Here is a 22,309-nt window from a genome sequence, read left to right as displayed (position 1 = left end):
AAAATTATGACATCAATCAAGTTTTCAAACGCTTTTTGTTCGCTTCTTAAGCAACCTAGCAATTCCCCCGAAACTTGCGTACACTGCGCAGGATTCAGAAGTGACGGTAAACCCCTATGGTTGTAAAGCAATTAACAATAGGATTGCTAGGTATTTTCCTCGTGGCCTGTTCAGACCCAAATATCATTATACATGAAAGTTCAGAAAAAAGTGAAAGTTCAGTAACAAGAAATGTCTGTAAATTTTCATCACCATGTAACTTAACACCTCAGGTCTCTATTTATCTGGGCTCTGGGCAGGTAGAACCTGAAACCGAATTTACCATAGGACTCAAAAGTGCGACTAAAGTAGTGGTGCACTCAGCTTGGTTGGAAGGTGAAAACATGAATATGGGCAGAATTCCAGTCTTCTTCGACGCAGACACACTAGAGGCCTCGACAATGGTTGGTATGTGTACGGATAAATCGATGCGTTGGATGTTACGTTTGGAATTGAGTGTGGACGGAGAACGGCTTTTCGCATCTCATGTTATTGCGGTTAACTATCGATGATTAAAACGGTTTTTATTGAGTATTTAAAATTTGCACTGGAACAAAAGTTGATAGAAGCGACTGCTGCTGCAAACAGTGCTCGTGCAGATGCGACTCATGAACAAAGCGCCGCTGAAACCCAATATGACTCACTCAGCATTGAGTATGGTTATTTGGCTGAAGGGCAAAGCGAGCGCGTTGATGCAATGTATTTGGCAAAGCAACAGATCCTCAATCAGGTAAGTAATCCAGTTAGTAACACGATTACCTATAATGCGTTAGTTGCAATAGATGATGAACAAGGTGACCGCCATTGGTTTTATTTTGCACCAAGTGAAGGTGGTCTAAAAATTCAATATAAAGAGACCCCTGTACTTGTAATCACGTTTGACGCACCACTTGCAAAGCGCTTGCAAGGGCTTACCATCGATGATGATATTTCGTTTTTATTCAATGGTCAGGAACAAACTTTAACGGTGTCGCAAATTCTCTAGAGATTGCTGACAGCTATTTATGAGAACAGCTTTTTGCGTACTACGTCACGATACGTTGAAGGGGACTTGCCGATCAGCTGGCGAAACACACGACTCAATTGACCTTGAGAGTTGAACCCACAGGTCAGGGCAATATCCTGTATGGATAGATTACTACTGGCCAGTAGCTCTTTACACATTTCAACCCTTACTTGCTGTAAGTAGCCGACCGCTGTTTGGCCCGTAGCTTGTTTAAAACGGCGATTGAAGGTGCGATAACTCATATCAAACTGACTTGCTACAGCTGGTAAAGTGATCTCATCAGCGGCATTGTTCTTGAGCCAAAATTGGATTGCGGCGATCTGTTCGTCAGCATGACGGTCAACCGCACCTTCTAAATAGCGCTGCTCTTCATATGGTTTTCGGATCTCGTGGGAAAAGTTTTGCTGTACATGATGTGCCGCATCTGTGCCATATAACAGTTCTATAAGATGAACTATAACGTCTGCCAGCGCATTGAGACTGGCGATGGTGTAAATCCGCTCGGATTGCGTGATAAAGTAATCTGGTTTTAATTCGACATTAGGATAAAGCTGCGAGAATTGCTTGGCAAAATGCCAATGGGTTGTGGCTGAATGGCCGTTTAACAACCCTGAGCTGGCTAAAAAACACACCCCTGTACCAACACCAATTAAGGTGCTGCCTGCTTCCCACGCATCTGCGAGCGATGCGCTTAATTCTTGATTCTGTTTTACTATAGGTCGTGGATTACGCCAAATACTCGGTACGATAATATAGTCATACAAGGGTAATGCGCTAAAATCGCTTTGTGCTTCTAATGTGATGTATTCATCCGCTTTTATTGCCTCACCATGACTACTACAAAGCACAATGTCTAAAGGGGTATAAGCGTCTTTTAGATGTACTTTCGCAAAGGCTTGTCCCGCTTTTAGCATCTCCAATGGTAAAGTAACACTCGTAATGAGCATATGTCGATAAAGAACAATGGCGATTTTTGTACAAGGCTTCATCTGCTCCGACCTCTTTAAGTTGGCGAAAATTGATTTATATATGGCGTATTTTGATAAGAGCTATGTGAAAATGCAATTAAAATCACAGCATTATCTTAGTTCAGAAGTAGAAATAACATGACAGCATTGCCAATTATTGTAGGAATGGGGGGGATTAACGCCGCTGGGCGCACCTCTTTCCATCAAGGCTTTAAACGGATTGTACTCGACAAATTAGAGGCCAAAGACAGACAAGAAACATACTTAGGTCTTGCAAGCTTGATGAACTTAGTCCGTTTTATTGATGGTCAACTTGTAGATAACGACAACCAAGTAATAAGAGAATCTGAAGTTGAATCGCGTTTTGGTGAGCAGATCTTAGCGGGTACGTTAATTCGTAAGATCGAAAAAAATCACTTTGATGTTGATGCTACTCCTTGGCAGCAGAAACTGACAATGAAAACGAATAACGACAGTAAAATTGTATTTAACTGCCGCAAACGCGATTTACCTAATCCCACACCTGAGAGTTGGCAAATACTCGAACTCGATCCGAAAACAGTCGAAGTCACCATTACGGATCAAGTTGAAGTAAAACATGACAGCTACAGAGATAACCCGATTAAAGCTGCTGGACAATTACCAACAGGGTTTGATCCCGCGTTGATGTATAACAGTCGCTATCAGCCCAGAGGTTTGCAGGCTACGATTTTTGCCGCTACGGATGCTATCCGCTCAACTGGTCTAGAGTGGGAAAATGTGATGAACAGTGTACGCCCTGATCAAATAGGTACATATTCAGCGTCTATTGCAGGGCAAATGCACGATGAAGGGCTAGGGGGACTAGTTCGTAGCCGTTTACGTGGTGATAGGGTAAGCACCAAACAGCTAGCGCTCGGACTCAACACGATGTCCACTGATTTTATCAATGCGTATGTGACAGGAAGCGTTGGCACTACATTTACAACAACAGGCGCATGCGCAACCTTCCTATATAATTTACGCGCCGCGGTTAACGATATACAAGCAGGTCGGACTCGCGTAGCAATCGTTGCAAGTGTTGAATGTGCCATTACTCCTGAAATTATAGAGGGGTTTGGTAATATGGGAGCGCTGGCGAACGAAGAGGGGTTACGTAAACTTGATGGCACTGATGAAGTAAACTATCGCAAAACAAGCCGTCCTTTTGGCGAAAATTGCGGCTTCACTATCGGAGAAGGTGCTCAAGTGGCTATCTTAATGGATGATGCTTTAGCACTGGAATTAGGTGCCCATATTATGGGATCTGTAGCAGATGTGTTTGTCAATGCTGATGGGGTAAAGAAATCGATAACCGCCCCAGGTCCTGGCAACTATATTACTATGGCTAAATCAGTTGCACTTGCTCAACAAATTGCCGGTTCAGAGGCGTTAGCAAAACGTAGCTTTATTCTTGCCCATGGCTCAAGTACACCACAAAATCGTGTTACAGAGTCACTGATATATCATAAATTAGCACAAACGTTTTCGATCAATGGCTGGAAAGTTGCGGCGCCAAAAGCGTATGTTGGTCACACCATTGCGCCAGCTTCTGGCGATCAATTAGCAATGGCACTGGGGGTGTTTGAATACAATATCATGCCAGGGATCACAACCATTAGCGGTGTTGCTGATGATGTATATGACGAGCATCTAGATATTCGTACCGAGCACTATCATTGCGACCCTATGGATATAGCATTTATAAATTCAAAAGGGTTTGGTGGAAATAACGCCACTGCGACTGTGTTTTCTCCTACACTCACTAAAAAGCTGATAAGTAAGCGTTATAGTCAAGAACAACTTACTGAATATGAGCAAAAATTAGGACAAACATCACAGCGGCAGGTTGCGTATCAATACGCCGCAGATCATGGTCAATTTGAGATTATTTATCGCTTTGGCGAGGGGATGATTGATGAATCTGCACTGGTGATAAGCGAACATGAACTGTCTATTCCAGGGTTTACACAAAGCATTCAATTGTGCTCACATAACCCCTATGCAGATTTGACCGAATAAATAAGACAAGAAAGATTAATGTTAAGCAAGCAAGGCGTACAGGATGTACGCCTTTTTTCGTCACAGAAATAAAGTTTGCTGAAGTGAGAAGCTGAGATTAAAGTTATAGCAATTGATGTTAATACACTTCCCCGAAAGGAATATCAGCATGCGAAAAATCAAAGGTAGCACTTTATTCTTGCCGCTACTGAGCACTTTACTTCTTATCTCCAGTAGTTACTCGGCTCACAGCAAACCGACATTGACAGCAGAGCAGTCTGATCCCAAGACTATGGCGTGGATGCAAGGTTTCCCGCCCAAACCAGATAAGCGGATAACGCAACCCGATAGTAACTTTTTTAGTTTTCCTAAATTGCGGTGGTCTGTGTGCAATATGAGAGCGCTCTTGCCAACAGAAAGCATAAAGCGTCAGATTGCTGGTTATCGGCCACTAGAGTTTGATTTACTAGCAGGTATTGACGATGTGACATTTTTACCATCAGGAAGTGACAAGGAGCTTACTTGGGAACAAAGCCTGAAAGCAAATTATACTGATGGCATCATAATTTTGCATCAAGGCAAAGTTGTCTATGAACGATACTTTGGCTGCTTAGATCAAACCCAAAATCATGCTGTTATGTCTATGACAAAATCGGTAACAGGCCTTATTGCTGAAATGCTCATCGCAAGAGGAAGGTTAGATGAGAACCTAATGGTATCCAGTATTATTCCTGAATTAAAAAATTCAGCTTTTAGCGGCGCAACCGTGCGCCAGGTGATGGATATGACAACTGCACTAGAATATAGTGAAAACTATGCAGATCCAAAAGCGGATATATGGCAGTACGCATTTGCAGCAAACCCGCTGCCAAAACCAAAAGGATATGAGGGGCCGCAAGGTTATTTTGAATACCTGCAAACGATTAAAGCAAGCGGTGAACATGGTGAATCGTTTGGGTACAAAACAGTAAATAGTGATGTACTAGGGTGGATTATTTCTCGTGTAACTGGGAAAAAGTACAACGAGGTGGTATCCGAGCTCTTGTGGCAACCCCTAGGTATGCAACAAGATGCAGACGTTACTGTTGATGGTCTCGGCACTCCTTTTGCTGGAGGCGGGATAAGTGCTAGCTTACGTGATATGGCAAGACTTGGCCTTACGATGTTAAATCAGGGGAAAGTGGCCGGTATACAAGTTATTGACAAAGCTGCTGTCGGTAGCATTGTTGCAGGTGGGTCTACCCAAGCTTTTGAGAAAGCGAGATTTTCCACTTTGCCAAATGGCAGCTACCGGAGTATGTGGTGGCACTTTCATAACCAATATGGCGCGTATGCTGCGCGTGGCGTACATGGGCAAACAATTTATATTGCACCAAAAGCTGAAATGGTTATTGTGCGCTTCGCATCACACCCAAGTGCAGGTAATAGCGTCATTGACCCGACTTCATTGCCTGCATACGCTGCAGTAGCGGAGTATTTGATGTCTAAAAATTAATGAGTGTTTGAGCAGCCTAGTAGGTAATACCAATTTGACTTAATACTTGCTCAATTTGAAGGAGTAAATCTGACGCTAACAGCGTAAAAAATTTCTTATTTAGAACAACTAAATAGCAAAATTTTTGCCTTGCCTACGCGGATGTAGGTACCTTGGCGATAGTAGGACGCGTTAGCGGGGTTATCGACAAGATTTTCTCGCCTCAAAATTGACCATTTAATTAAGAAAATTGGTATAACAAATCACATTATTAGCTATCTACCAGGCTTTCTTATTATTCAAGAGTTCAGCCACTACAAAACATAGTCTAGTCACGGTTTACAAAGTGACGGTGATGAAAGGCTAGATGCTCATCAATAAAACTTGAGATGAAAAAATAACTATGATCATAGCCGTCATGAGTGTTCAGTGTGATAGGGTAACTGACGTTTTCAGCTGCCTCTTTAAATAACCAAGGTTTTAGCTGCGCTTCTAAAAACTGATCCTCAGTGCCTTGCTCTATCAATATCGGTCTTTTTACTGGCTGGTCGTAATTCGTCATTAATACCGTGGCATCATACTGCTGCCAGTGCTGGGGCTCGTCCCCCAAATAACCTGAAAAGGCTTTTTCCCCCCAAGGGCAGTTACTCGGGTTAACGATAGGGCTGAACGCTGAAATGCTGGTATACATATCCGGATTTCTGAGTCCAATGACAAGGGCGCCATGACCACCCATTGAATGACCACTAATGGCTTTTTGATTGTTGACAGGGAAGTGCGCTTCGATAAGCTCTGGTAGTTCTTGTGTCACATAATCATACATCTGATAGTGCTTACTGTATGGTGCTTGTGTGGCATTGACATAAAAGCCGGCACCGAGGCCAAAATCGTAACTAGCATTTTCATCGTCAGCCACATCTTCTCCACGTGGACTGGTATCCGGTGCTACTATGGCAATACCTAGTTTGTTGGCTTTTTTAAAAGCACCTGCTTTTTGCATGAAGTTTTCATCGCTGCAGGTTAACCCTGAAAGCCAATATAACACAGGCACTTTTTTCCCTTCATTGACAGTTTCAGGTAAAAAAATAGCGAACGTCATATCGCACTGGGTTGTTTGACTCGAGTGCTTATAGCGTTTGTGCCAGCCGTTTGACACTTTGTTGCTGGAAATCAGTTCCATCGAATTCTCCTTTATGAAGCGAGATAGGGCGCGAACGCGCCCTTGAAAAATATTGTTAGTAGTGGATCACTGACCGAATACTCTTGCCTTCGTGCATTAAATCAAAGGCTTCGTTTATGTCTTCAAGCTTCATAGTGTGAGTGATAAAGTCATTGAGCTTGAACTCACCGTCCATGTAGCGCTCGACAATCTCAGGAAGCTCCGAGCGGCCTTTTACACCACCAAAAGCGCTACCACGCCATACTCTGCCTGTGACTAGTTGGAAAGGACGTGTCGATATTTCTTGTCCTGCACCTGCAACGCCGATGATCACAGACTCACCCCAGCCTTTGTGGCAGCACTCAAGTGCACTTCTCATGACATCGACATTACCGATACATTCAAATGAGAAATCTACTCCGCCATCCGTCATTTCAACGATAACTTCTTGGATTGGCTTATCAAAATTCTTAGGGTTGATAAGATCGGTAGCACCAAGTTTTTTCGCAAGCTCGAATTTGTCTTCATTGATATCAACGCCAATAATACGACTCGCACCAGCCATCGTTGCGCCAATGATAGCGGATAAGCCGATACCACCAAGGCCAAAAATAGCGACGGTATCGCCTTTTTGCACTTTAGCAGTATTCATTACTGCACCCATTCCCGTAGTAACACCACAGCCAAGCAAGCAGATCTCTTCAAGAGGCGCTTCCTTATTTACTTTAGCCAAAGAGATCTCTGGTAATACCGTGTACTCAGAAAAGGTTGACGTGCCCATGTAATGGTAAATGGGTTTACCGTCTTTATAAAAGCGAGTTGTGCCATCTGGCATTAAGCCTTTACCTTGGGTTTCACGGATCTGCTGACAAAGGTTCGTTTTACCAGATTTACAGAACTTACATTCGCCACACTCTGGTGTGTACAATGGGATCACGTGGTCGCCAACGGCAACGCTGGTAACGCCTTCACCAACCGCCTCAACGATACCTGCGCCTTCATGACCTAAGATGGCTGGGAATACGCCTTCTGGATCGTCGCCAGACAAAGTGAAAGCATCGGTATGACATACGCCCGTTGCAGTGATTTTTACTAAGACTTCGCCTTTTTTCGGTGGCATTACATCCACTTCTTCAATGCTAAGAGGTTGGCCCGGGCCCCACGCTATAGCGGCTTTAGATTTAATAAATTCAGACATAGTGTTTTCCTTTCTTTAAAACATGATGAAAAGTATAACGGCTTTATAATTTTTGATAATCTATAAAAATAATAAAGACTTTTACGTGAGTGTAATAATGGATAGGTGGGTTGGTATTGATGAATTTGTTGCCGTAGCAAGTTATGGCTCATTCAGTGCAGCGGCAATACAGCTGAATACGTCAGTCGCGCAGGTGAGTCGTCGCGTAAAAATGCTTGAGCAAAGATTAAACGTACAGCTATTAATGCGTACCACAAGAAAGCTTGCCTTGACCCAAGAAGGAGAGGTTTTTCTATCTCATGCAAAACATTTACAGCATGGATTAGATGATGCGACAGCGGCGATAAGACAGCGTGACAGACAGCCGACGGGAAAGTTAAAGCTCACTGCACCAGTTATGTATGGTGAGTCTTATGTTATGCCAGCAGTAGTTGAATTTATGCGTTTATATCCCAAAGTGGAAGTAGAAATGCACCTTACCAATAACCAAGTCGACTTACTTGATAAGGGATTTGATTTGGCGATTCGACTTGGGAAATTACAGGATTCTTCGCTAAGAGCAAAACGCTTAACGACACGTAGTACCATGGTGTGTGGTGCAAACAGCTATTTGAATCAACGGGGTCAGCCGCACACCTTGGATGAGCTTTTGGATCACAACTGCTTAATTGGTAATAGTAGTGAGTGGCGTTTTGTTGAGCATGGCAGGACTAGGCAGATTAAAGTCGGTGGTTCGCTTCGTTGTAATAGTGGCTGGGGACTGGTGGAAGCTGCAAAGCAGGGGTTGGGTTTAGTGCAACTACCACACTATTACGTTAAACCAGCGCTCGATAAAGGCGAGTTGACAGAAGTCTTGACCAATTTTAAGCCCGAGGAAGAGGGAGTCTGGGCGTTATATCCGCCCAGACAATTTGTAGCAACTAGTTTACGTTTGTTATTAGACCATCTAAGCGAATGCTTTAGTCAGCCGTAGCCATTGTTTCTATCGCTTGGCTCAATGCGATTTCGCGGCTAGCACAAAACGCACTGTCCCCTAAACGCTCATGAATATTCAAACGTTTTAGCTTGTCAGTAGTTTCGGTGTTTGGAGAGTAAATAAAGACTCGGCACTGTGCGTCTAATGCGTCTGTAATCGCATTCTCAATAGCCAAGCCGACGGTGACATCTATCATAGCAACGTCGCTTAAATCTAACACCATTGCATTGTACTCACTTATTTTACGGTGTTGTCTTGCGATTGCTTTTGAAACACTGAAAATCATTGGTCCAGATAGATAAAAGAACAGTAGTTTACCGTTGGCTTGATCCAATAACTCACTTTCTTTTTTCGTCAGAGGTACGTCTTCATCACTATCACTATCGCTTATTGCTTTCACGTGGTTTGCCTGCACGCGACTCAAGCGCTCAATTACCATAACGTTAGAAATAAAAACACCAAGCCCTACAGCAACGATAAGGTCTACAAACACAGTCAGTAGCATTACACCATACATAATTGCCATTTGACTCATACTCAGCTTATGAGCGCGCTGTATAAAGCTCCAATCAAGAATGTTAAAGCCAACATACACAGCAATACCCGCAAGTACAGCCATCGGGATAGGCTCTGTTAACCCGCCTGCGATAAATACCACGGCCATTAAAATGAGCGCTCGAAATATGCCTGCTATTGGAGAGCGAGCCCCAACCTGAATATTAACGACGGTTCCCATTGTTGCGCCTGCACCAGGAAGTGCGCCAAATAAACCGGCAATAATGTTAGCTATACCTTGGCCTCTCAGTTCTTTATCTGAGTCATGTTCTGTTCTTGTCAAACTATCGGCAATCACAGCCGTAAGCAGAGTGTCAATACAGCCTAAGGTGCCAAGCACCAGCGCATCGATAAGCATTTCAACGAATAATTCAGGTGTTAAAACAGGAAATACAAGGCTAGGTAGCCCACTTGGTATTTCACCAATCCGGCGGATACTATCGGTATCAAAGATAATGACAGAGAGCAGTGTTACCGCTACTAGGGCAACCAATTGAGCTGGGACATACTGTCGCCACTTGCTTGGCATTTTGAATAAAATAGCCAGAGTAATGACACCCAAAAATAGCTCAGAGAAATGCAGATCCATCAATAAATTTGGGATATTTGATAAGGTGCCGATTACGCCACCTGCCGGAGCTTGGTGGCCAAGTAACGGGGCGAGCTGGAGGATAATGAGAATAACGCCAATCCCAGACATGAAACCTGAGATCACACTGTATGGCATTAGCGTAACGTATTTACCTAGCTTTAGTGTGCCAAGTAGTACTTGGAAGGCACCGGCCATCATCACCACAGTGAAGCCCATCGCAAGGCCATTTTCTGGGTACTTGCTCATCATCGCGGTCAGTACCGCTGTCATAATGACGGTCATAGGACCGGTAGGCTCAGAAATTAGTGAAGTTGAGCCTCCAAATAATGCGGCAAATAACCCAACAAGAATAGCGCCCCACATGCCGGCTTCTGCACCAGCACCGGAGGCTACCCCAAAGGCAAGTGCCAGAGGTAAAGATATAATAGCGGTGGTAACACCACCGAATAGGTCACCTTTGAAAGATGCGTGTTTAAATCTCTTAAATGTGATCATACTTTTGACTATAACGATCAAAGAATTGACGGCATTCTACTGATAAATGATATGCAGTGCTATGAAGGACTGGTACTACCATTTCCATGTTCAGTAGCATTATACCAATCAGTCTTAATACGAGCTCAATTCGAAGGAGTAAACCTGACACTAACTGCGTTAAAAACTTCTTATTCAGAACAACTAAATAAAAATTTTTGCCTTCTCGCCTCAAAATAGACCACTTAATTAAGATAATTGGTATTAGATACAAAAAAGCCAGTCTACATAGACTGGCTTTTTTATTTTTTACTTAATCAACCTGAGCTGGCGAGGCCATTTCGGCACTCGCTTTACCCATCGGTGACTTGGAGCCAACACCTAGGCCACTATTTGCAACTACTTCACGAAGCTCATGTGGCATTGCCGGTGGTATCTGTGCAATGACGTCGTCATTCACACCTTGAGCCTTGGTCATTGGCGCTGCGGCGGTTTGGTTAAAGCGAATACGGCTATAGGTCGTATCACCATTCGCATTATGCGGTGGGGTTTCTTTAACCGTTTCAGATGCTATTTCTGCTTGTGGTGCAACTTCTTCAACCGTTTCAGATGCTGCTTCCACCTGCGGTGCAACTTCCTCAGCGGTTTCAGGCGCAGCAGCTTCAGTTTGCGGTGCAACTTCCTCAGCGGTTTCAGGCGCTGCAGCTTCAGTTTGCGGTGTAACTTCCTGAGCGGTTTCAGGCGCTGCAGCTTCAGTTTGCGGTGCAACTTCTTCAGCGGTTTCAGGCGCTGCTTTTGCTTGCGGTGTCACTTCTTCAGCGGTTTCAGGCGCTGTTTTTGCTTGCGGTGTCACTTCTTCAGTGGTTTCAGGTGCTGCTTCAGTTTGCGGTGCCACTTTTTCAGCGGTTTCAGGTGCTGCTTCTGCTTGTGGTGCCACTTCTTCAGCGGTTTCAGGCGCTGCTTCAGTTTGCGGTGTCACTTCTTCAGCGGTTTCAGGCGCTGCTTCAGTTTGCGGTGCAACTTCTTCAGCGGTTTCAGGCGCTGCTTCTGCTTGCGGTACCACTTCTTCAACTGACTTCGCTTTTAGCTCAGCCTCATATTCAGCGGCGGCTTGATCGGCAACTGGGATGAAAGCTGCTGACTGACCTTTTTCTGGTGTATCAGGACGGCGGCGACGTTGGCCTGCTGCTCTCAAATGACGAGGTGAACGTCTAGAACGTGTACGACCTTCTTTGTTCTCATCATCATTTTCTTCAGCAAGTTGCGGTGTTGGCGCCTCTGTGTCATTTACCTTGATAACTTCGTCAGCAGAAACTGTGGTATCAATTTCTGGCTGTGTCTCTTTGGCAGTCTCGTATTTTTCAGGCGTAGCGCTTTCGCTCACGACAGCTTCATGTTTTTCTGTTTTTTGTACCGTAGGCTTGGACTTTTTGTGTCTCTGCTTCGGCTCAGGCTTTTGCTCAGATACTGCTTTTTCAGGCTGTTCCAATGGCTTGACTTCAACTTTTACTTCTTCAGTTGGAGTTGGCTCTGCTACATTGCTCTGCTCTGCGTTTGTATCCTGTACACGCACTTTCTTACGCAGATTACGTCTTTGTCTACGAGGTTTAACTTTCGCTTCTTTGACCTGTGTTTCAGTGTTCGCTGTTTCATTTACCGATTCATCAACGGCTGACTTACTTGAACGGTTGGTCTTGTCTTGATCTTGACGCTTTCTGTTATTAGGGCGACGGCGCTTACGATTATCACCTCGTTGCTCGTTGCTGGTGTTTTCATCTTTCGCTTCAACAGCAGTTTCTTTCTGCGGTTCATTACGACGACGATTATTGTTGCGACGACGGTTATTATTACGACGACGATTATCGCGATTGTTCGTGTCACGAGCTGGCTTTTCTTCACTTGGCTTTGTTTCTTCTTGGCTGTCACCAGCAAAGAGATTTTTAATCCACTGGCCAATCTTTGCGAACAAACCGGCGCTGTCCTGAGTAGGTTTGGCTTCAGGCTTGCGTGCTTGTGGTTTTTCAGCTTGAGTTGGAGCTGGAGCCGGTGCATCAGGCATCACAACACCTTTGAGTACAGGCTCTTCTTTTACGTTTGCCTGTGGTTTTGCAACTTCAATAACCTCAGGCTCGGGCGTAATGATCTGCTCGTAGCTTGCAGCTTCGGTCGTTTCATCTTTACGAAGTCGAACTACTTCATAGTGAGGTGTTTCCATGTGCTGATTTGGAATAATAACAACATGACACTCGTGGCGCTTTTCGATGCGTTGGACAGAGCGGCGCTTTTCATTTAGCAGATACGCACCAACAGCAACAGGCACTTGTGCATTTACCTGTGCTGTGTTGTCTTTGATTGCTTCTTCCTCAATAAGACGCAGGATAGATAGAGCAATCGATTCGTTTGAGCGAATAGTACCTTGACCATCACAGCGAGGGCAAGTGTGTTGGCTCGCTTCACCAAGTGATGGACGTAAACGCTGGCGTGACATTTCTAACAGACCAAAACGAGAAATCTTGCCTATTTGCACGCGAGCGCGATCCGTGCGCACCGCTTCTTTCAAACGATTTTCTACTTCACGCTGATGGCGTGGAGGCGTCATGTCGATGAAATCGATAACAATTAAGCCACCAAGATCTCGCAAGCGTAATTGACGAGCAATTTCATCAGCGGCTTCTAAGTTGGTGTTCAGTGCCGTTTCTTCAATGTCGCCACCTTTCGTCGCTTTTGACGAGTTGATGTCGATAGAAGTTAGTGCTTCGGTAGGGTCTATCACAATTGAGCCACCAGAAGGTAAACGTACCTCTCGCTGGAAAGCTGACTCAATTTGACTCTCAATTTGATAGTGCGTAAATAGAGGCACATCGTTTTGATATAGCTTCACACGATTGATAAAGTCAGGACGAAAACGCTCTATGTGGGCTTTTGCTTCCTCAAAAACGCGAGGCTTGTCAATTAGAATTTCACCGATATCGCGACGTAGATAGTCTCGGATTGCACGGAAGATCACGTTACTTTCTTGGTGAATTAAGAAAGGTGCCTTACCGCTGTCTGCTGCATTCTGAATAGCTTCCCAGTGCACTAAAAGCGCTTTCAAGTCGTATTCTAGTTCTTCAAACGACTTTCCAACCCCTGCGGTACGAACAATTAGTCCCATACCTTTTGGTACGTTCAATCGGCTCAAGGCTTCTTTTAGCTCGATACGTTCATCACCCTCTATACGACGTGAAATACCGCCGGCTCTTGGGTTATTTGGCATTAGCACCAAGTAGCTACCAGCTACGCTGATAAAGGTGGTTAAGGCTGCACCTTTTTGGCCACGCTCTTCTTTATCAACTTGAACGATAACTTCTTGGCCTTCGCGGATCACATCTTTGATATTTGGACGACCATTGAATGTGTAACCGTCAGGGAAGTAAGTTTTCGCAATTTCTTTTAAAGGGAGGAATCCGTGACGCTCAGCGCCATAATCAACAAATGCGGCTTCTAGGGAAGGTTCGATACGGGTAATTTTACCCTTGTAAATGTTCGCTTTTTTCTGTTCGTGACCAGGGCTTTCTATATCTAAATCATACAGACGCTGGCCGTCAACCAGTGCTACGCGCATTTCTTCTTGCTGCGTTGCATTGATCAGCATACGTTTCATATTGTAATTCTCTACTCAATTTATTTACAGCGCCTAATACGTTTTCCAGCGACAGCATGTTACGCCTTGGATACTCCGGTTTAATGATGCAGTCTCACGACTGGGGAAAAGGAGTATATTCACAGTTTCCGCTTTAAATCAGGGTAAAATCACTGATTAACTGTTCGCTTCTTCACATTTATTGGTGTCGCTAAGTGGTCATGCACGGGCTAGTCATACTTGGTTTGACAAGTTTGGTCATCGCCATCTTTTGACTCAATTACTTTGCGACATTCACGAGTTGCGGCCTGCTATGCACGGGTATTATTGCAACGGTGGTCAGCGTATCAGACAAATTTTAATTTCTTGCTTTTTGGTTTTTTTCGTGTCCAGTCATTAAACGAAATATTACGCGCTTCGCATTGACTGTTCGCACGTGTTTATCTTAGATGCTCGATAAAAGCTTTGGAAATATTAGCTCTAATCTGTATGATCTGCCATCCAAGATGTGCATCACGATTGTTTTTGCGATAAAAAGCACCTCGCAAAAATTTGCGGGCTGATTATCCCACTAATAACGTCGAGATAGCAACTAAATTATTACTCAAATCAGTGATTAGGCAATGTCAGAAAAACCCGCATTAAAAGTTAGCTTTGTTACCGTGACCGAAGACCAAGAAGGTCAAAGGATTGATAACTTTTTAGTTACGCATTTGAAAGGGGTGCCAAAGAGCGCCGTATACAAGATCCTTCGCAAAGGGGAAGTGCGTGTTAATAAAAAGCGGGTAAAGCCGGTTTATAAGCTGCGGATGAACGATGAGATCCGCATCCCACCTGTACGTGTTGCAGAAAAAACAGAATTTGTACCTAAGAATCTTGATAAAGTGGCAAACCTTGAAGATGCGATTCTATATGAAGATAAGTATCTGATTGTTATAAATAAGCCAGCCGGTATGGCTGTGCATGGTGGTAGTGGACTGAGTTATGGCTTAATTGAAGCACTTCGAGCATTAAGACCACAAGAACAAAGCTTAGAACTGGTTCATCGCTTGGATAGAGATACATCAGGTTGTTTGTTGATTTCCAAACGTCGCGCGGTACTAAAAGGTCTCCATGAGCAATTAAGAGAAAAAACCATGGAGAAGAATTACTTGGCATTAGTTGCTGGGCAATGGGATGCAAAGCATAAAAACGTGACTGAGCCACTTCGTAAAAACACCCTAAAATCAGGTGAGCGTGTGGTGCGCGTTGATCACGAGCAGGGCAAGGCATCACATACACGATTTAGAGTTATAGAACGGTTTGAATCAGCAAGCTTAGTTCAAGCCTCTCCTGTGACAGGTAGAACGCATCAAATTCGCGTCCATACACAGTGTAAAGGCCATCCAATTGCATGTGATGATAAGTACGGTGATCAAGTGTTTGATGCACAGATGCGCGATATTGGTTTGAGCCGACTATTTTTACATGCCAAAGAGCTTAGGTTTATACACCCTAAAACAGAAACCACGCATCATGTTGAAGCGCCTTTGGATGCTGCACTGGAGTCATGTTTACAAAAACTAAGGAAATAGCATGCGCTATAAGTGTGTAATTTTTGATTGGGATGGTACGGTGATGGACTCAGTACCAAAAATTGTCAATACAATTCATTTGGCGGCAAAATCATGTGGTATTGCGCCCGTGAGCGATGAAATGGCAAAAAGTATTATTGGTTTGTCGCTACCTAAGGCCATGCAGGTACTATTTCCTCAGCATCATGAACAGGTAGATTCATTAGTCCAAGCGTATAAATATAGTTATTCAAATGAAGATGAGACGCCGTCACCTATTTTTGCTGGAGTTGAGTCATTATTAAACCAGCTTCGAGATAGAGGTGTGAAAATCGCGGTGGCCACAGGGAAAAGCAGGACGGGGCTGGATAGGTTGATGGCGCAATATGGCCTAACTGAGTATTTTGTTACAACAAGGACTGCATGCGAGGCTGAATCTAAACCCCATCCTGATATGTTGCTGCAAATTTTAGCAGAGCTCGGGGTCGACGCCCAACAGAGCGTTATGATTGGAGATTCAATCATTGATATGGAACTTGCCAAGAACGCCGGTATTGATGCGATTGGAATGACTCTGGGCGTGGCTTCCAAAGAGCAGTTATCGCAAACATCAGCGTGCCATATTTGTGATAACTACCAAGACCTCTCGCAAATATTACTGGCTTGATTGTTCAGCTAACACATCGACGCCAAACTCCAATAGCATTTTAGTTAATTGAATGAGTGGAAGACCGATAAGCGTATTTGGATCTTCCCCTTCTAGCTTGTCAAACAGGCAGATCCCTAGGCCTTCACTTTTAAAACTTCCTGCACAGTTATAGGGGGCTTCTGCATCACAGTAGTTGTTGATCTGCATTTGAGTCAGTTTTCGAAAATAAACGTGAAATGGCACTACGTTAGTAAGTGTTTTACCGCTTTGAATGTCAAAAACCGTCAAACCGGTCAAAAACGTTACGCGATTATTGCTAAACAAGCTTAGTTGCTTCACCGCGTTTTCCTTGTTATGAGGTTTTCCAAGGATCTCACCGTCAAAGAGTGCAACTTGGTCCGAACCAATGACAATACCTTTTTGATACTTTTTAATAGATGCTTGGGCTTTTAATTCACTCAGTCGAGCAACTAGTTGCTCTGCCGATTCATCTTCGCGCGCGCGCTCGTCTATATCTGGAGAAAATGACATAAAAGGCAGCATTAATTTTTTCAAAATTGACTGCCTAAATGGCGAACTAGAAGCTAGAATAAGAGGCGTTTTCATGGAATTTTTATCTCTGTGATAACATTGCCTACAGGATAAAGTGCAATAACGCGAAAAACAAAGGGAAAGTGTATTTTTACTTTGACTAACACAGTAACTATCTATATGATGCAGCCCCTATGCAAAAGGTGAAAATTCCCATCACTCTTGATCCATGCAGAGCAGCGCAACGTCGAGCATCTTATGACGGTGTTGTAACGCTCGAAGAACTTTCTCGATTGCAGCAAGTTGTGCAAGATCAAAGTAGTGAAATAGCGGTAGATATTCATTTCAACATCGACGAACAAGGTCTGGTGGTTGTGCAAGGCAAAGTCCAAGCGCATCTTACACTTGTGTGTCAGCGTTGTAATGATGAATTAGGGTTGGATTTGGAACAAGACTTTGCGTATTCGCCAGTCGGATTAGGTGCAGAGTCGGATGATCTTCCCGAGCGTTATGATGTATTGGAACTTGACGAAGAGGGTGAAGTTAATCTTAGACAACTAGTCGAAGACGAGCTATTACTCGCTATACCGATAGTACCTATGCATGATGAAGCGCAATGCTCTTATTCTGATGAGCCAAAGAGCTTTGGTGAAATTGAAGCAGAAGATAGCAAACCAAATCCATTTGATATTTTGAAACAACTTAAGAAAGATTCTTAGGAGAAGGCTAATGGCGGTACAAAAAAGCAAGAAGTCACGCGCACGTCGTGGTATGCGTCGTTCACACGATGCGATCAGTGGACCAGCTCTAACTGTAGATCAGGTTTCTGGCGAGACTCATCGTCGTCACCACGTGACTGCTGACGGTTACTACAAAGGCGTTAAAGTAATTTCTAACTAAGAGATTGCTTTATGCTGACCGATCTAACCATTGCGTTAGATATGATGGGGGGCGATTACGGCCCCCGTTCATCTATCCCTGCAGCTATCGCTGCCGTTCTTAAGCACCCGAATTTAAACCTCATTTTATGCGGTAATCAACAGGTTATCGAATCTGCACTCGCTAAAGCTAGTATGCTTGACCACCCCAGGTTGACCATTAGGCACTGTAAAGAAGTCGTCACAAATAGCTGTGAACCTGCTTCGGCACTTCGAAATAAAAAACATTCCTCCATGAGAGTAGCATTAGATTTAGTTAAATCTGGTGAAGCACAAGCTTGTGTCAGTTCTGGTAATACAGGTGCATTGTTTTTTATGGCGCACTATGTTTTGAAAATGCTACCAGGTATAAAGCGTCCAGCACTTATCTCTGCAGTTCCTACTGAAAAAAAACACCCTGTCTACTTATTAGACTTGGGGGCAAATGTGCATTGCGATCCAGAGACCTTGTATCAATTTGGCATTATGGGATCAGTGGTGGCAGGCCAGGCACTCAATATTGCAGAACCAAAAGTATGCTTACTTAATATTGGCTCTGAGGAAATTAAAGGTCACGATGGTATTAAGCAAGCTGCAAAATTAATGAAATCCTCTTCTGTTATTAACTACCAAGGCTATTGTGAAGGTAGTGATATGTTTTCAGGCAAGGCTGATGTGATTGTCTGTGAGGGCTTTGTGGGCAATGTCGCGCTAAAAACATGTGAAGGCATAGCCAAACTTATTATGCACAAGTTTAGTAAAGCGTTAAAAAAGCACTTTTTTTATAAAGCGTTGGCATTTTTACTCCGACCCGTTATAAAAAAATTGTACAAAAGGGTGAACCCCGACCAGTATAACGGTGCAAGTCTGGTAGGATTGCGCGGTATTGTTGTGAAAAGTCACGGAAATGCTACCAATAAGGCATTTTTGGCCGCAATTGAAGAAGCTGCACAAGAAGTTCAGCGTAAGATCCCTGAGAAGATCCAAGCGGTATTTGAACAAGTCGACACAGAAAAGCAACCGTCAGGTTCTCATTCTTAACGCTATGCAGTGACATGAGGACGTGGCGATAATAGAGAAGATAAGAGCACAGTATGTCACAAAAAATCGCATTATTTTTCCCCGGCCAAGGCTCGCAAAGCGTGGGTATGTTGTCCGAGTTACTTACATCTTCTGACACAGTTAAAGCAACCTTCGCTGAGGCCTCAGAAGCACTAGGCTATGATTTAGCTGAGTTAGTATTAAACGGCCCTGAGGAAGAATTAAATCAAACTCACCGTACTCAGCCTGCGTTATTAACTGCAAGCGTTGCTATTTTTAGAGCTTGGCAAGACCAAGGTATTGACGCTGAGTTAACACTAGCTGGCCATAGTTTAGGTGAATATTCTGCGTTAGTGTGTGCAGATGTTTTACCTCTTACTGATGCCGTAAAATTAGTGGAAAAGCGTGGTTTATACATGCAGGAAGCTGTTCCAGCAGGTACTGGTTCTATGGCTGCAATTATTGGTTTGGATGATGACGTGATTGCTCAAGTTTGTGTTGAATCTGCACTGGGTGACGTTGTTTCACCGGTAAACTATAACTCCCCAGGGCAAGTAGTTATTGCGGGTCACGTTGAAGCAGTTAATCGCGCATCTGAAGCATGTAAAGAAGCCGGAGCCAAACGAGCGTTACCGCTTGCAGTCAGCGTACCATCTCATTGTGCATTAATGAAACCGGCTGCTGATAAATTAGCAAAAGACTTAGCGTCGCTAACATTCTCTGAACCTAAATTTGCTGTGATCAACAACGTCGATGTTACAGTCGAAAAAGATGCAGCAGCGATAAAAGAGGCGCTGATCCGCCAGCTTTATAGTCCGGTGAGATGGACTGAGACGGTTCAAAAAGTTGCTAAAGAGGGTATTACTACGGCATTTGAGTTTGGCCCAGGCAAAGTGATCACAGGCTTAGTGAAGCGTATAGATCGTTCAGTATCGTGCGCATCGGTAAATGATTTGGCCTCAATTGAAGCCACAAAATAAGAACGAGAACATTATGAGTAATTTATTTTCTTTAGAAGGTAAGGTAGTACTGGTTACAGGTGCAAGCCGAGGTATTGGTAAAGCAATCGCTAATGCTTTGATTGCCCAAGGCGCAAAAGTTGCAGGTACCGCAACTAGCGAGTCTGGTGCCGAGCGCATCTCTGAATACTTAGGTGATAACGGTAAAGGTTATGCGCTGAACGTGACAGATGCCGACTCAATCGCAGCAACTTTATCAGCAATTAAAGAAGATTTGGGCGATATTGATGTATTAGTAAATAATGCTGGTATCACCCGCGATAACTTGTTGATGCGAATGAAAGATCAAGAGTGGGATGATATTATCGACACTAACTTGTCATCTATTTTCCGCTTATCAAAAGCAGTACTTCGCCCAATGATGAAGAAGAAAAACGGCCGCATCATTAACATCGGGTCAGTTGTGGGTACGATGGGGAATGCAGGTCAAGCCAACTATGCTGCAGCAAAAGCCGGCGTAATTGGTTTTACGAAATCATTAGCGCGTGAGGTTGCATCTCGCGGTATTACAGTAAATACTGTAGCGCCTGGTTTTATCCAAACAGACATGACAGATGAGCTAACTGATGAGCAAAAGGCAGCGACCCTAGCAAATGTTCCAGCGGGTCGTTTAGGGCAGCCTGACGAAATTGCCGCAGCTGTCGTTTATTTAGCATCAGACGCAGCAGCTTATGTCTCTGGAGAAACATTGCACGTCAATGGTGCAATGTACATGGTTTAACGAGCTAAGATCACAAATTAATTGAATTTTTTGTGATCTTGTCGACAACTTACTTGAAATCGTCGTGAAAATAGGCGATAAAAAGATTTAAAGCTTTGTAACAGGTTTGACCAGAAAAAAAAGTACGGGTCAATCCTTGAATCCCAGAATGATGCGTCGTAAACTGCGCCGCAATCTGAAAATTAACGCAGTAGCGTTTAAATAAAGGAAAGAAGAATGAGCGACATCCAAGAACGCGTAAAGAAAATTATTGTAGAACAACTAGGTGTTAAAGAAGAAGAAGTAAAATCTGAAGCGTCTTTTGTTGACGATTTAGGTGCTGACTCTCTAGACACAGTTGAGCTTGTAATGGCGCTAGAAGAAGAGTTTGATACTGAGATCCCTGATGAAGAAGCAGAGAAAATTACTACTGTTCAAGCAGCGATCGACTACGTTACTGCTCACGCTGAGTAACTAGCTTTTCTATTAGGGCAGCACTCGCTGCCCTAACTCTTTCTAGACCCCCCTTTACTATAATAATCCCTTTTTGGAGGACACCGTGGCTAAACGTCGAGTCGTAGTAACTGGCTTAGGTATGTTGACGCCGCTGGGTAATGATGTTGAATCTACCTGGCAGGGCTTATTAGAAGGCCGTAGTGGCATTCGCAATATCACGCATTTTGACACAGAAGGTTTCGGAACTAAGTTTGCAGGTTTAGTGAACGACTTTGATGTCACTGAATATATTTCCCCTAAAGATGCTAAAAAAATGGATGTCTTCATCCAGTATGGCATCGCTGCCGGCGTTCAAGCACTAAAAGATTCAGGGCTTGAAGTGAACGATGAAAATGCAGCCAGAGTTGGTGTGGCAATTGGTTCGGGGATCGGCGGGTTAACGTTGATCGAAGAAAACCACAAGAAACTATTAAATAGTGGCCCACGTAAGCTGTCTCCGTTTTATGTACCTTCAACTATCATCAATATGATTTCTGGTCACTTGTCTATCATGCATGGACTGAGAGGCCCTAATATTTCTATTGTGACAGCATGTACTACAGGTCTTCACAATATTGGCCATGCGGCACGTATGATTGCGTACGGTGATGCTGATGCGATGGTTGCAGGTGGAGCTGAAAAAGCATCGACTCCAATTGGAATGGGTGGTTTTAGTGCAGCACGGGCATTGTCTACACGCAATGACGATCCTCAAGGTGCGTCTCGTCCTTGGGACAAAGATCGTGATGGATTTGTGCTTGCCGATGGAGCTGGCGTAATAGTGCTTGAAGAGTATGAGCACGCTAAAGCACGTGGAGCTAAAATTTATGCTGAGTTAGTTGGCTTTGGCATGAGTGGTGATGCTTATCATATGACGTCGCCACCTGAAGACGGTGCCGGGGCTGCTCAAGCGATGGTCAATGCACTAAATGACGCGGGAGTAAACGCATCACAGGTTGGCTATATTAATGCGCATGGCACATCTACCCCAGCAGGCGATATAGCAGAAACACATGCGGTGAAATCTGTGTTTGGGTCGGCTGCAAAAGATGTCATGGTTAGCTCGTCTAAATCAATGATGGGTCACTTGCTAGGAGCAGCTGGCTCTGTAGAGTCAATTATTTCGATCCTAGCGTTGCAAGACCAGAAGGTAACGCCAACCATTAATTTAGATAATCCAGAGGAAGGATGTGATCTAGATTATGTGCCTCACACAGCGCGTGATGCAAAGTTAGAATATACATTATGTAACTCATTTGGTTTCGGCGGTACAAATGGTTCATTGCTTTTTAAAAAGGTATAGATGAACCTTAGTAACTGAA

Annotated in this window: 20 protein-coding genes; 14 read left to right on the top strand and 6 right to left on the bottom strand. The window is 43.9% G+C overall.

What is annotated here, in order from left to right:
• The first annotated feature begins 161 nt into the window (after positions 1 to 161).
• Both HUZ36_RS01755 and HUZ36_RS01750 read left to right on the top strand, forming a co-directional pair.
• The gene (locus tag HUZ36_RS01755; RefSeq protein WP_241651556.1) at positions 162 to 551 is read left to right on the top strand and encodes a hypothetical protein; all 390 of its coding nucleotides are present in this window, start codon (positions 162 to 164) and stop codon (positions 549 to 551) included.
• Positions 548 to 1,024, top strand: coding sequence for a transcription elongation factor GreAB (locus HUZ36_RS01750; protein WP_125253870.1), 477 nt, complete (start codon positions 548 to 550; stop codon positions 1,022 to 1,024). Before HUZ36_RS01755 ends, HUZ36_RS01750 begins: the two co-directional genes overlap by 4 nt.
• Positions 1,025 to 1,041: 17 nt before the next feature.
• On the opposite strand, the gene HUZ36_RS01745 is transcribed toward HUZ36_RS01750, so the two are convergent.
• A complete protein-coding gene (locus HUZ36_RS01745) occupies positions 1,042 to 2,034 on the bottom strand; it encodes a GlxA family transcriptional regulator (protein WP_128729914.1) in 993 nt (330 codons plus the stop codon).
• Positions 2,035 to 2,151: 117 nt separating this feature from the next.
• On the opposite strand from HUZ36_RS01745, the gene HUZ36_RS01740 reads away from it, so the two are divergent.
• Together HUZ36_RS01740 and HUZ36_RS01735 are read left to right on the top strand one after the other, a co-directional pair.
• Complete coding sequence (locus tag HUZ36_RS01740) at positions 2,152 to 4,053, top strand: beta-ketoacyl synthase (protein WP_128729915.1); 1,902 nt, start codon at positions 2,152 to 2,154, stop codon at positions 4,051 to 4,053.
• A gap of 148 nt (positions 4,054 to 4,201) precedes the next feature.
• The gene (locus tag HUZ36_RS01735) at positions 4,202 to 5,527 is read left to right on the top strand and encodes a serine hydrolase domain-containing protein (protein ID WP_176031843.1); all 1,326 of its coding nucleotides are present in this window, start codon (positions 4,202 to 4,204) and stop codon (positions 5,525 to 5,527) included.
• Between the two features lie 307 nt (positions 5,528 to 5,834).
• Here HUZ36_RS01735 and fghA read toward each other — a convergent pair whose 3' ends face one another.
• Both fghA and HUZ36_RS01725 read right to left on the bottom strand, forming a co-directional pair.
• Positions 5,835 to 6,686: an S-formylglutathione hydrolase gene (gene fghA, locus HUZ36_RS01730; RefSeq protein ID WP_176031842.1), complete on the bottom strand. Its 852-nt coding sequence runs from the start codon at positions 6,684 to 6,686 to the stop codon at positions 5,835 to 5,837.
• A 55-nt stretch (positions 6,687 to 6,741) separates the two neighbouring features.
• Positions 6,742 to 7,863, bottom strand: coding sequence for an S-(hydroxymethyl)glutathione dehydrogenase/class III alcohol dehydrogenase (locus HUZ36_RS01725; RefSeq protein ID WP_217704566.1), 1,122 nt, complete (start codon positions 7,861 to 7,863; stop codon positions 6,742 to 6,744).
• A 97-nt stretch (positions 7,864 to 7,960) separates the two neighbouring features.
• On the opposite strand from HUZ36_RS01725, the gene HUZ36_RS01720 reads away from it, so the two are divergent.
• Positions 7,961 to 8,836 carry a LysR substrate-binding domain-containing protein gene (locus tag HUZ36_RS01720; protein ID WP_125253877.1) on the top strand — a complete coding sequence of 292 codons (876 nt, stop codon included), beginning with the start codon at positions 7,961 to 7,963 and terminating at the stop codon, positions 8,834 to 8,836.
• On the opposite strand, the gene HUZ36_RS01715 is transcribed toward HUZ36_RS01720, so the two are convergent.
• Both HUZ36_RS01715 and rne read right to left on the bottom strand, forming a co-directional pair.
• Positions 8,823 to 10,481: a SulP family inorganic anion transporter gene (locus tag HUZ36_RS01715; RefSeq protein WP_125253878.1), complete on the bottom strand. Its 1,659-nt coding sequence runs from the start codon at positions 10,479 to 10,481 to the stop codon at positions 8,823 to 8,825. The two genes, HUZ36_RS01720 and HUZ36_RS01715, sit on opposite strands and share 14 nt — an antisense overlap.
• 292 nt (positions 10,482 to 10,773) lie before the next feature.
• Positions 10,774 to 14,103 carry a ribonuclease E gene (gene rne, locus HUZ36_RS01710; protein WP_176031841.1) on the bottom strand — a complete coding sequence of 1,110 codons (3,330 nt, stop codon included), beginning with the start codon at positions 14,101 to 14,103 and terminating at the stop codon, positions 10,774 to 10,776.
• 602 nt (positions 14,104 to 14,705) lie between these two features.
• Here rne and rluC point away from each other — a divergent pair.
• Positions 14,706 to 15,656: a 23S rRNA pseudouridine(955/2504/2580) synthase RluC gene (gene rluC, locus HUZ36_RS01705; protein ID WP_176031840.1), complete on the top strand. Its 951-nt coding sequence runs from the start codon at positions 14,706 to 14,708 to the stop codon at positions 15,654 to 15,656.
• Between the two features lies 1 nt (position 15,657).
• A complete protein-coding gene (locus HUZ36_RS01700) occupies positions 15,658 to 16,302 on the top strand; it encodes an HAD family hydrolase (protein WP_147389586.1) in 645 nt (214 codons plus the stop codon).
• Here HUZ36_RS01700 and HUZ36_RS01695 read toward each other — a convergent pair.
• Positions 16,291 to 16,890, bottom strand: coding sequence for a Maf family protein (locus HUZ36_RS01695; RefSeq protein WP_147389585.1), 600 nt, complete (start codon positions 16,888 to 16,890; stop codon positions 16,291 to 16,293). The two genes, HUZ36_RS01700 and HUZ36_RS01695, sit on opposite strands and share 12 nt — an antisense overlap.
• A 119-nt stretch (positions 16,891 to 17,009) precedes the next feature.
• Between HUZ36_RS01695 and yceD the strand changes: the two genes are divergently transcribed.
• The 7 genes from yceD (at position 17,010) to fabF (ending at position 22,290) form a co-directional block, all read left to right on the top strand.
• A complete protein-coding gene (gene yceD / locus HUZ36_RS01690) occupies positions 17,010 to 17,534 on the top strand; it encodes a 23S rRNA accumulation protein YceD (protein WP_125253884.1) in 525 nt (174 codons plus the stop codon).
• A 10-nt stretch (positions 17,535 to 17,544) separates the two neighbouring features.
• Positions 17,545 to 17,715, top strand: coding sequence for a 50S ribosomal protein L32 (gene rpmF, locus HUZ36_RS01685; protein ID WP_070985127.1), 171 nt, complete (start codon positions 17,545 to 17,547; stop codon positions 17,713 to 17,715).
• Between the two features lie 11 nt (positions 17,716 to 17,726).
• Positions 17,727 to 18,773, top strand: a complete 1,047-nt coding sequence (gene plsX, locus HUZ36_RS01680) for a phosphate acyltransferase PlsX (protein WP_125253010.1) — start codon at positions 17,727 to 17,729, stop codon at positions 18,771 to 18,773.
• Positions 18,774 to 18,826: 53 nt separating this feature from the next.
• Positions 18,827 to 19,753 carry an ACP S-malonyltransferase gene (gene fabD / locus HUZ36_RS01675; RefSeq protein ID WP_128731018.1) on the top strand — a complete coding sequence of 309 codons (927 nt, stop codon included), beginning with the start codon at positions 18,827 to 18,829 and terminating at the stop codon, positions 19,751 to 19,753.
• Positions 19,754 to 19,766: 13 nt separating this feature from the next.
• Positions 19,767 to 20,513, top strand: a complete 747-nt coding sequence (fabG, locus tag HUZ36_RS01670) for a 3-oxoacyl-ACP reductase FabG (RefSeq protein ID WP_128731017.1) — start codon at positions 19,767 to 19,769, stop codon at positions 20,511 to 20,513.
• A gap of 216 nt (positions 20,514 to 20,729) precedes the next feature.
• A complete protein-coding gene (gene acpP / locus HUZ36_RS01665) occupies positions 20,730 to 20,966 on the top strand; it encodes an acyl carrier protein (RefSeq protein ID WP_010374019.1) in 237 nt (78 codons plus the stop codon).
• 85 nt (positions 20,967 to 21,051) lie between these two features.
• Positions 21,052 to 22,290, top strand: a complete 1,239-nt coding sequence (gene fabF, locus HUZ36_RS01660; RefSeq protein WP_176031839.1) for a beta-ketoacyl-ACP synthase II — start codon at positions 21,052 to 21,054, stop codon at positions 22,288 to 22,290.
• Positions 22,291 to 22,309: the final 19 nt, after the last annotated feature.

This window comes from Pseudoalteromonas sp. McH1-7 (genome assembly GCF_013366255.1).
Classification (GTDB): Bacteria; Pseudomonadota; Gammaproteobacteria; order Enterobacterales; family Alteromonadaceae; genus Pseudoalteromonas; species Pseudoalteromonas peptidolytica.
This window is presented reverse-complemented; position numbering and strand designations above follow the sequence as displayed.

Excerpts from the sequence above, each read along its gene's own strand:
- HUZ36_RS01750 (WP_125253870.1), top strand. The coding sequence starts at position 548 with ATGATTAAAACGGTTTTTATTGAGTATTTAAAATTTGCACTGGAACAA.
- HUZ36_RS01745 (WP_128729914.1), bottom strand. The coding sequence starts at position 2,034 with ATGAAGCCTTGTACAAAAATCGCCATTGTTCTTTATCGACATATGCTC.
- HUZ36_RS01740 (WP_128729915.1), top strand. The coding sequence starts at position 2,152 with ATGACAGCATTGCCAATTATTGTAGGAATGGGGGGGATTAACGCCGCT.
- HUZ36_RS01735 (WP_176031843.1), top strand. The coding sequence starts at position 4,202 with ATGCGAAAAATCAAAGGTAGCACTTTATTCTTGCCGCTACTGAGCACT.
- fghA (WP_176031842.1), bottom strand. The coding sequence starts at position 6,686 with ATGGAACTGATTTCCAGCAACAAAGTGTCAAACGGCTGGCACAAACGC.
- HUZ36_RS01725 (WP_217704566.1), bottom strand. The coding sequence starts at position 7,863 with ATGTCTGAATTTATTAAATCTAAAGCCGCTATAGCGTGGGGCCCGGGC.
- HUZ36_RS01720 (WP_125253877.1), top strand. The coding sequence starts at position 7,961 with ATGGATAGGTGGGTTGGTATTGATGAATTTGTTGCCGTAGCAAGTTAT.
- HUZ36_RS01715 (WP_125253878.1), bottom strand. The coding sequence starts at position 10,481 with ATGATCACATTTAAGAGATTTAAACACGCATCTTTCAAAGGTGACCTA.
- rne (WP_176031841.1), bottom strand. The coding sequence starts at position 14,103 with ATGAAACGTATGCTGATCAATGCAACGCAGCAAGAAGAAATGCGCGTA.
- rluC (WP_176031840.1), top strand. The coding sequence starts at position 14,706 with ATGTCAGAAAAACCCGCATTAAAAGTTAGCTTTGTTACCGTGACCGAA.
- HUZ36_RS01700 (WP_147389586.1), top strand. The coding sequence starts at position 15,658 with ATGCGCTATAAGTGTGTAATTTTTGATTGGGATGGTACGGTGATGGAC.
- HUZ36_RS01695 (WP_147389585.1), bottom strand. The coding sequence starts at position 16,890 with ATGAAAACGCCTCTTATTCTAGCTTCTAGTTCGCCATTTAGGCAGTCA.
- yceD (WP_125253884.1), top strand. The coding sequence starts at position 17,010 with ATGCAAAAGGTGAAAATTCCCATCACTCTTGATCCATGCAGAGCAGCG.
- rpmF (WP_070985127.1), top strand. The coding sequence starts at position 17,545 with ATGGCGGTACAAAAAAGCAAGAAGTCACGCGCACGTCGTGGTATGCGT.
- plsX (WP_125253010.1), top strand. The coding sequence starts at position 17,727 with ATGCTGACCGATCTAACCATTGCGTTAGATATGATGGGGGGCGATTAC.
- fabD (WP_128731018.1), top strand. The coding sequence starts at position 18,827 with ATGTCACAAAAAATCGCATTATTTTTCCCCGGCCAAGGCTCGCAAAGC.
- fabG (WP_128731017.1), top strand. The coding sequence starts at position 19,767 with ATGAGTAATTTATTTTCTTTAGAAGGTAAGGTAGTACTGGTTACAGGT.
- acpP (WP_010374019.1), top strand. The coding sequence starts at position 20,730 with ATGAGCGACATCCAAGAACGCGTAAAGAAAATTATTGTAGAACAACTA.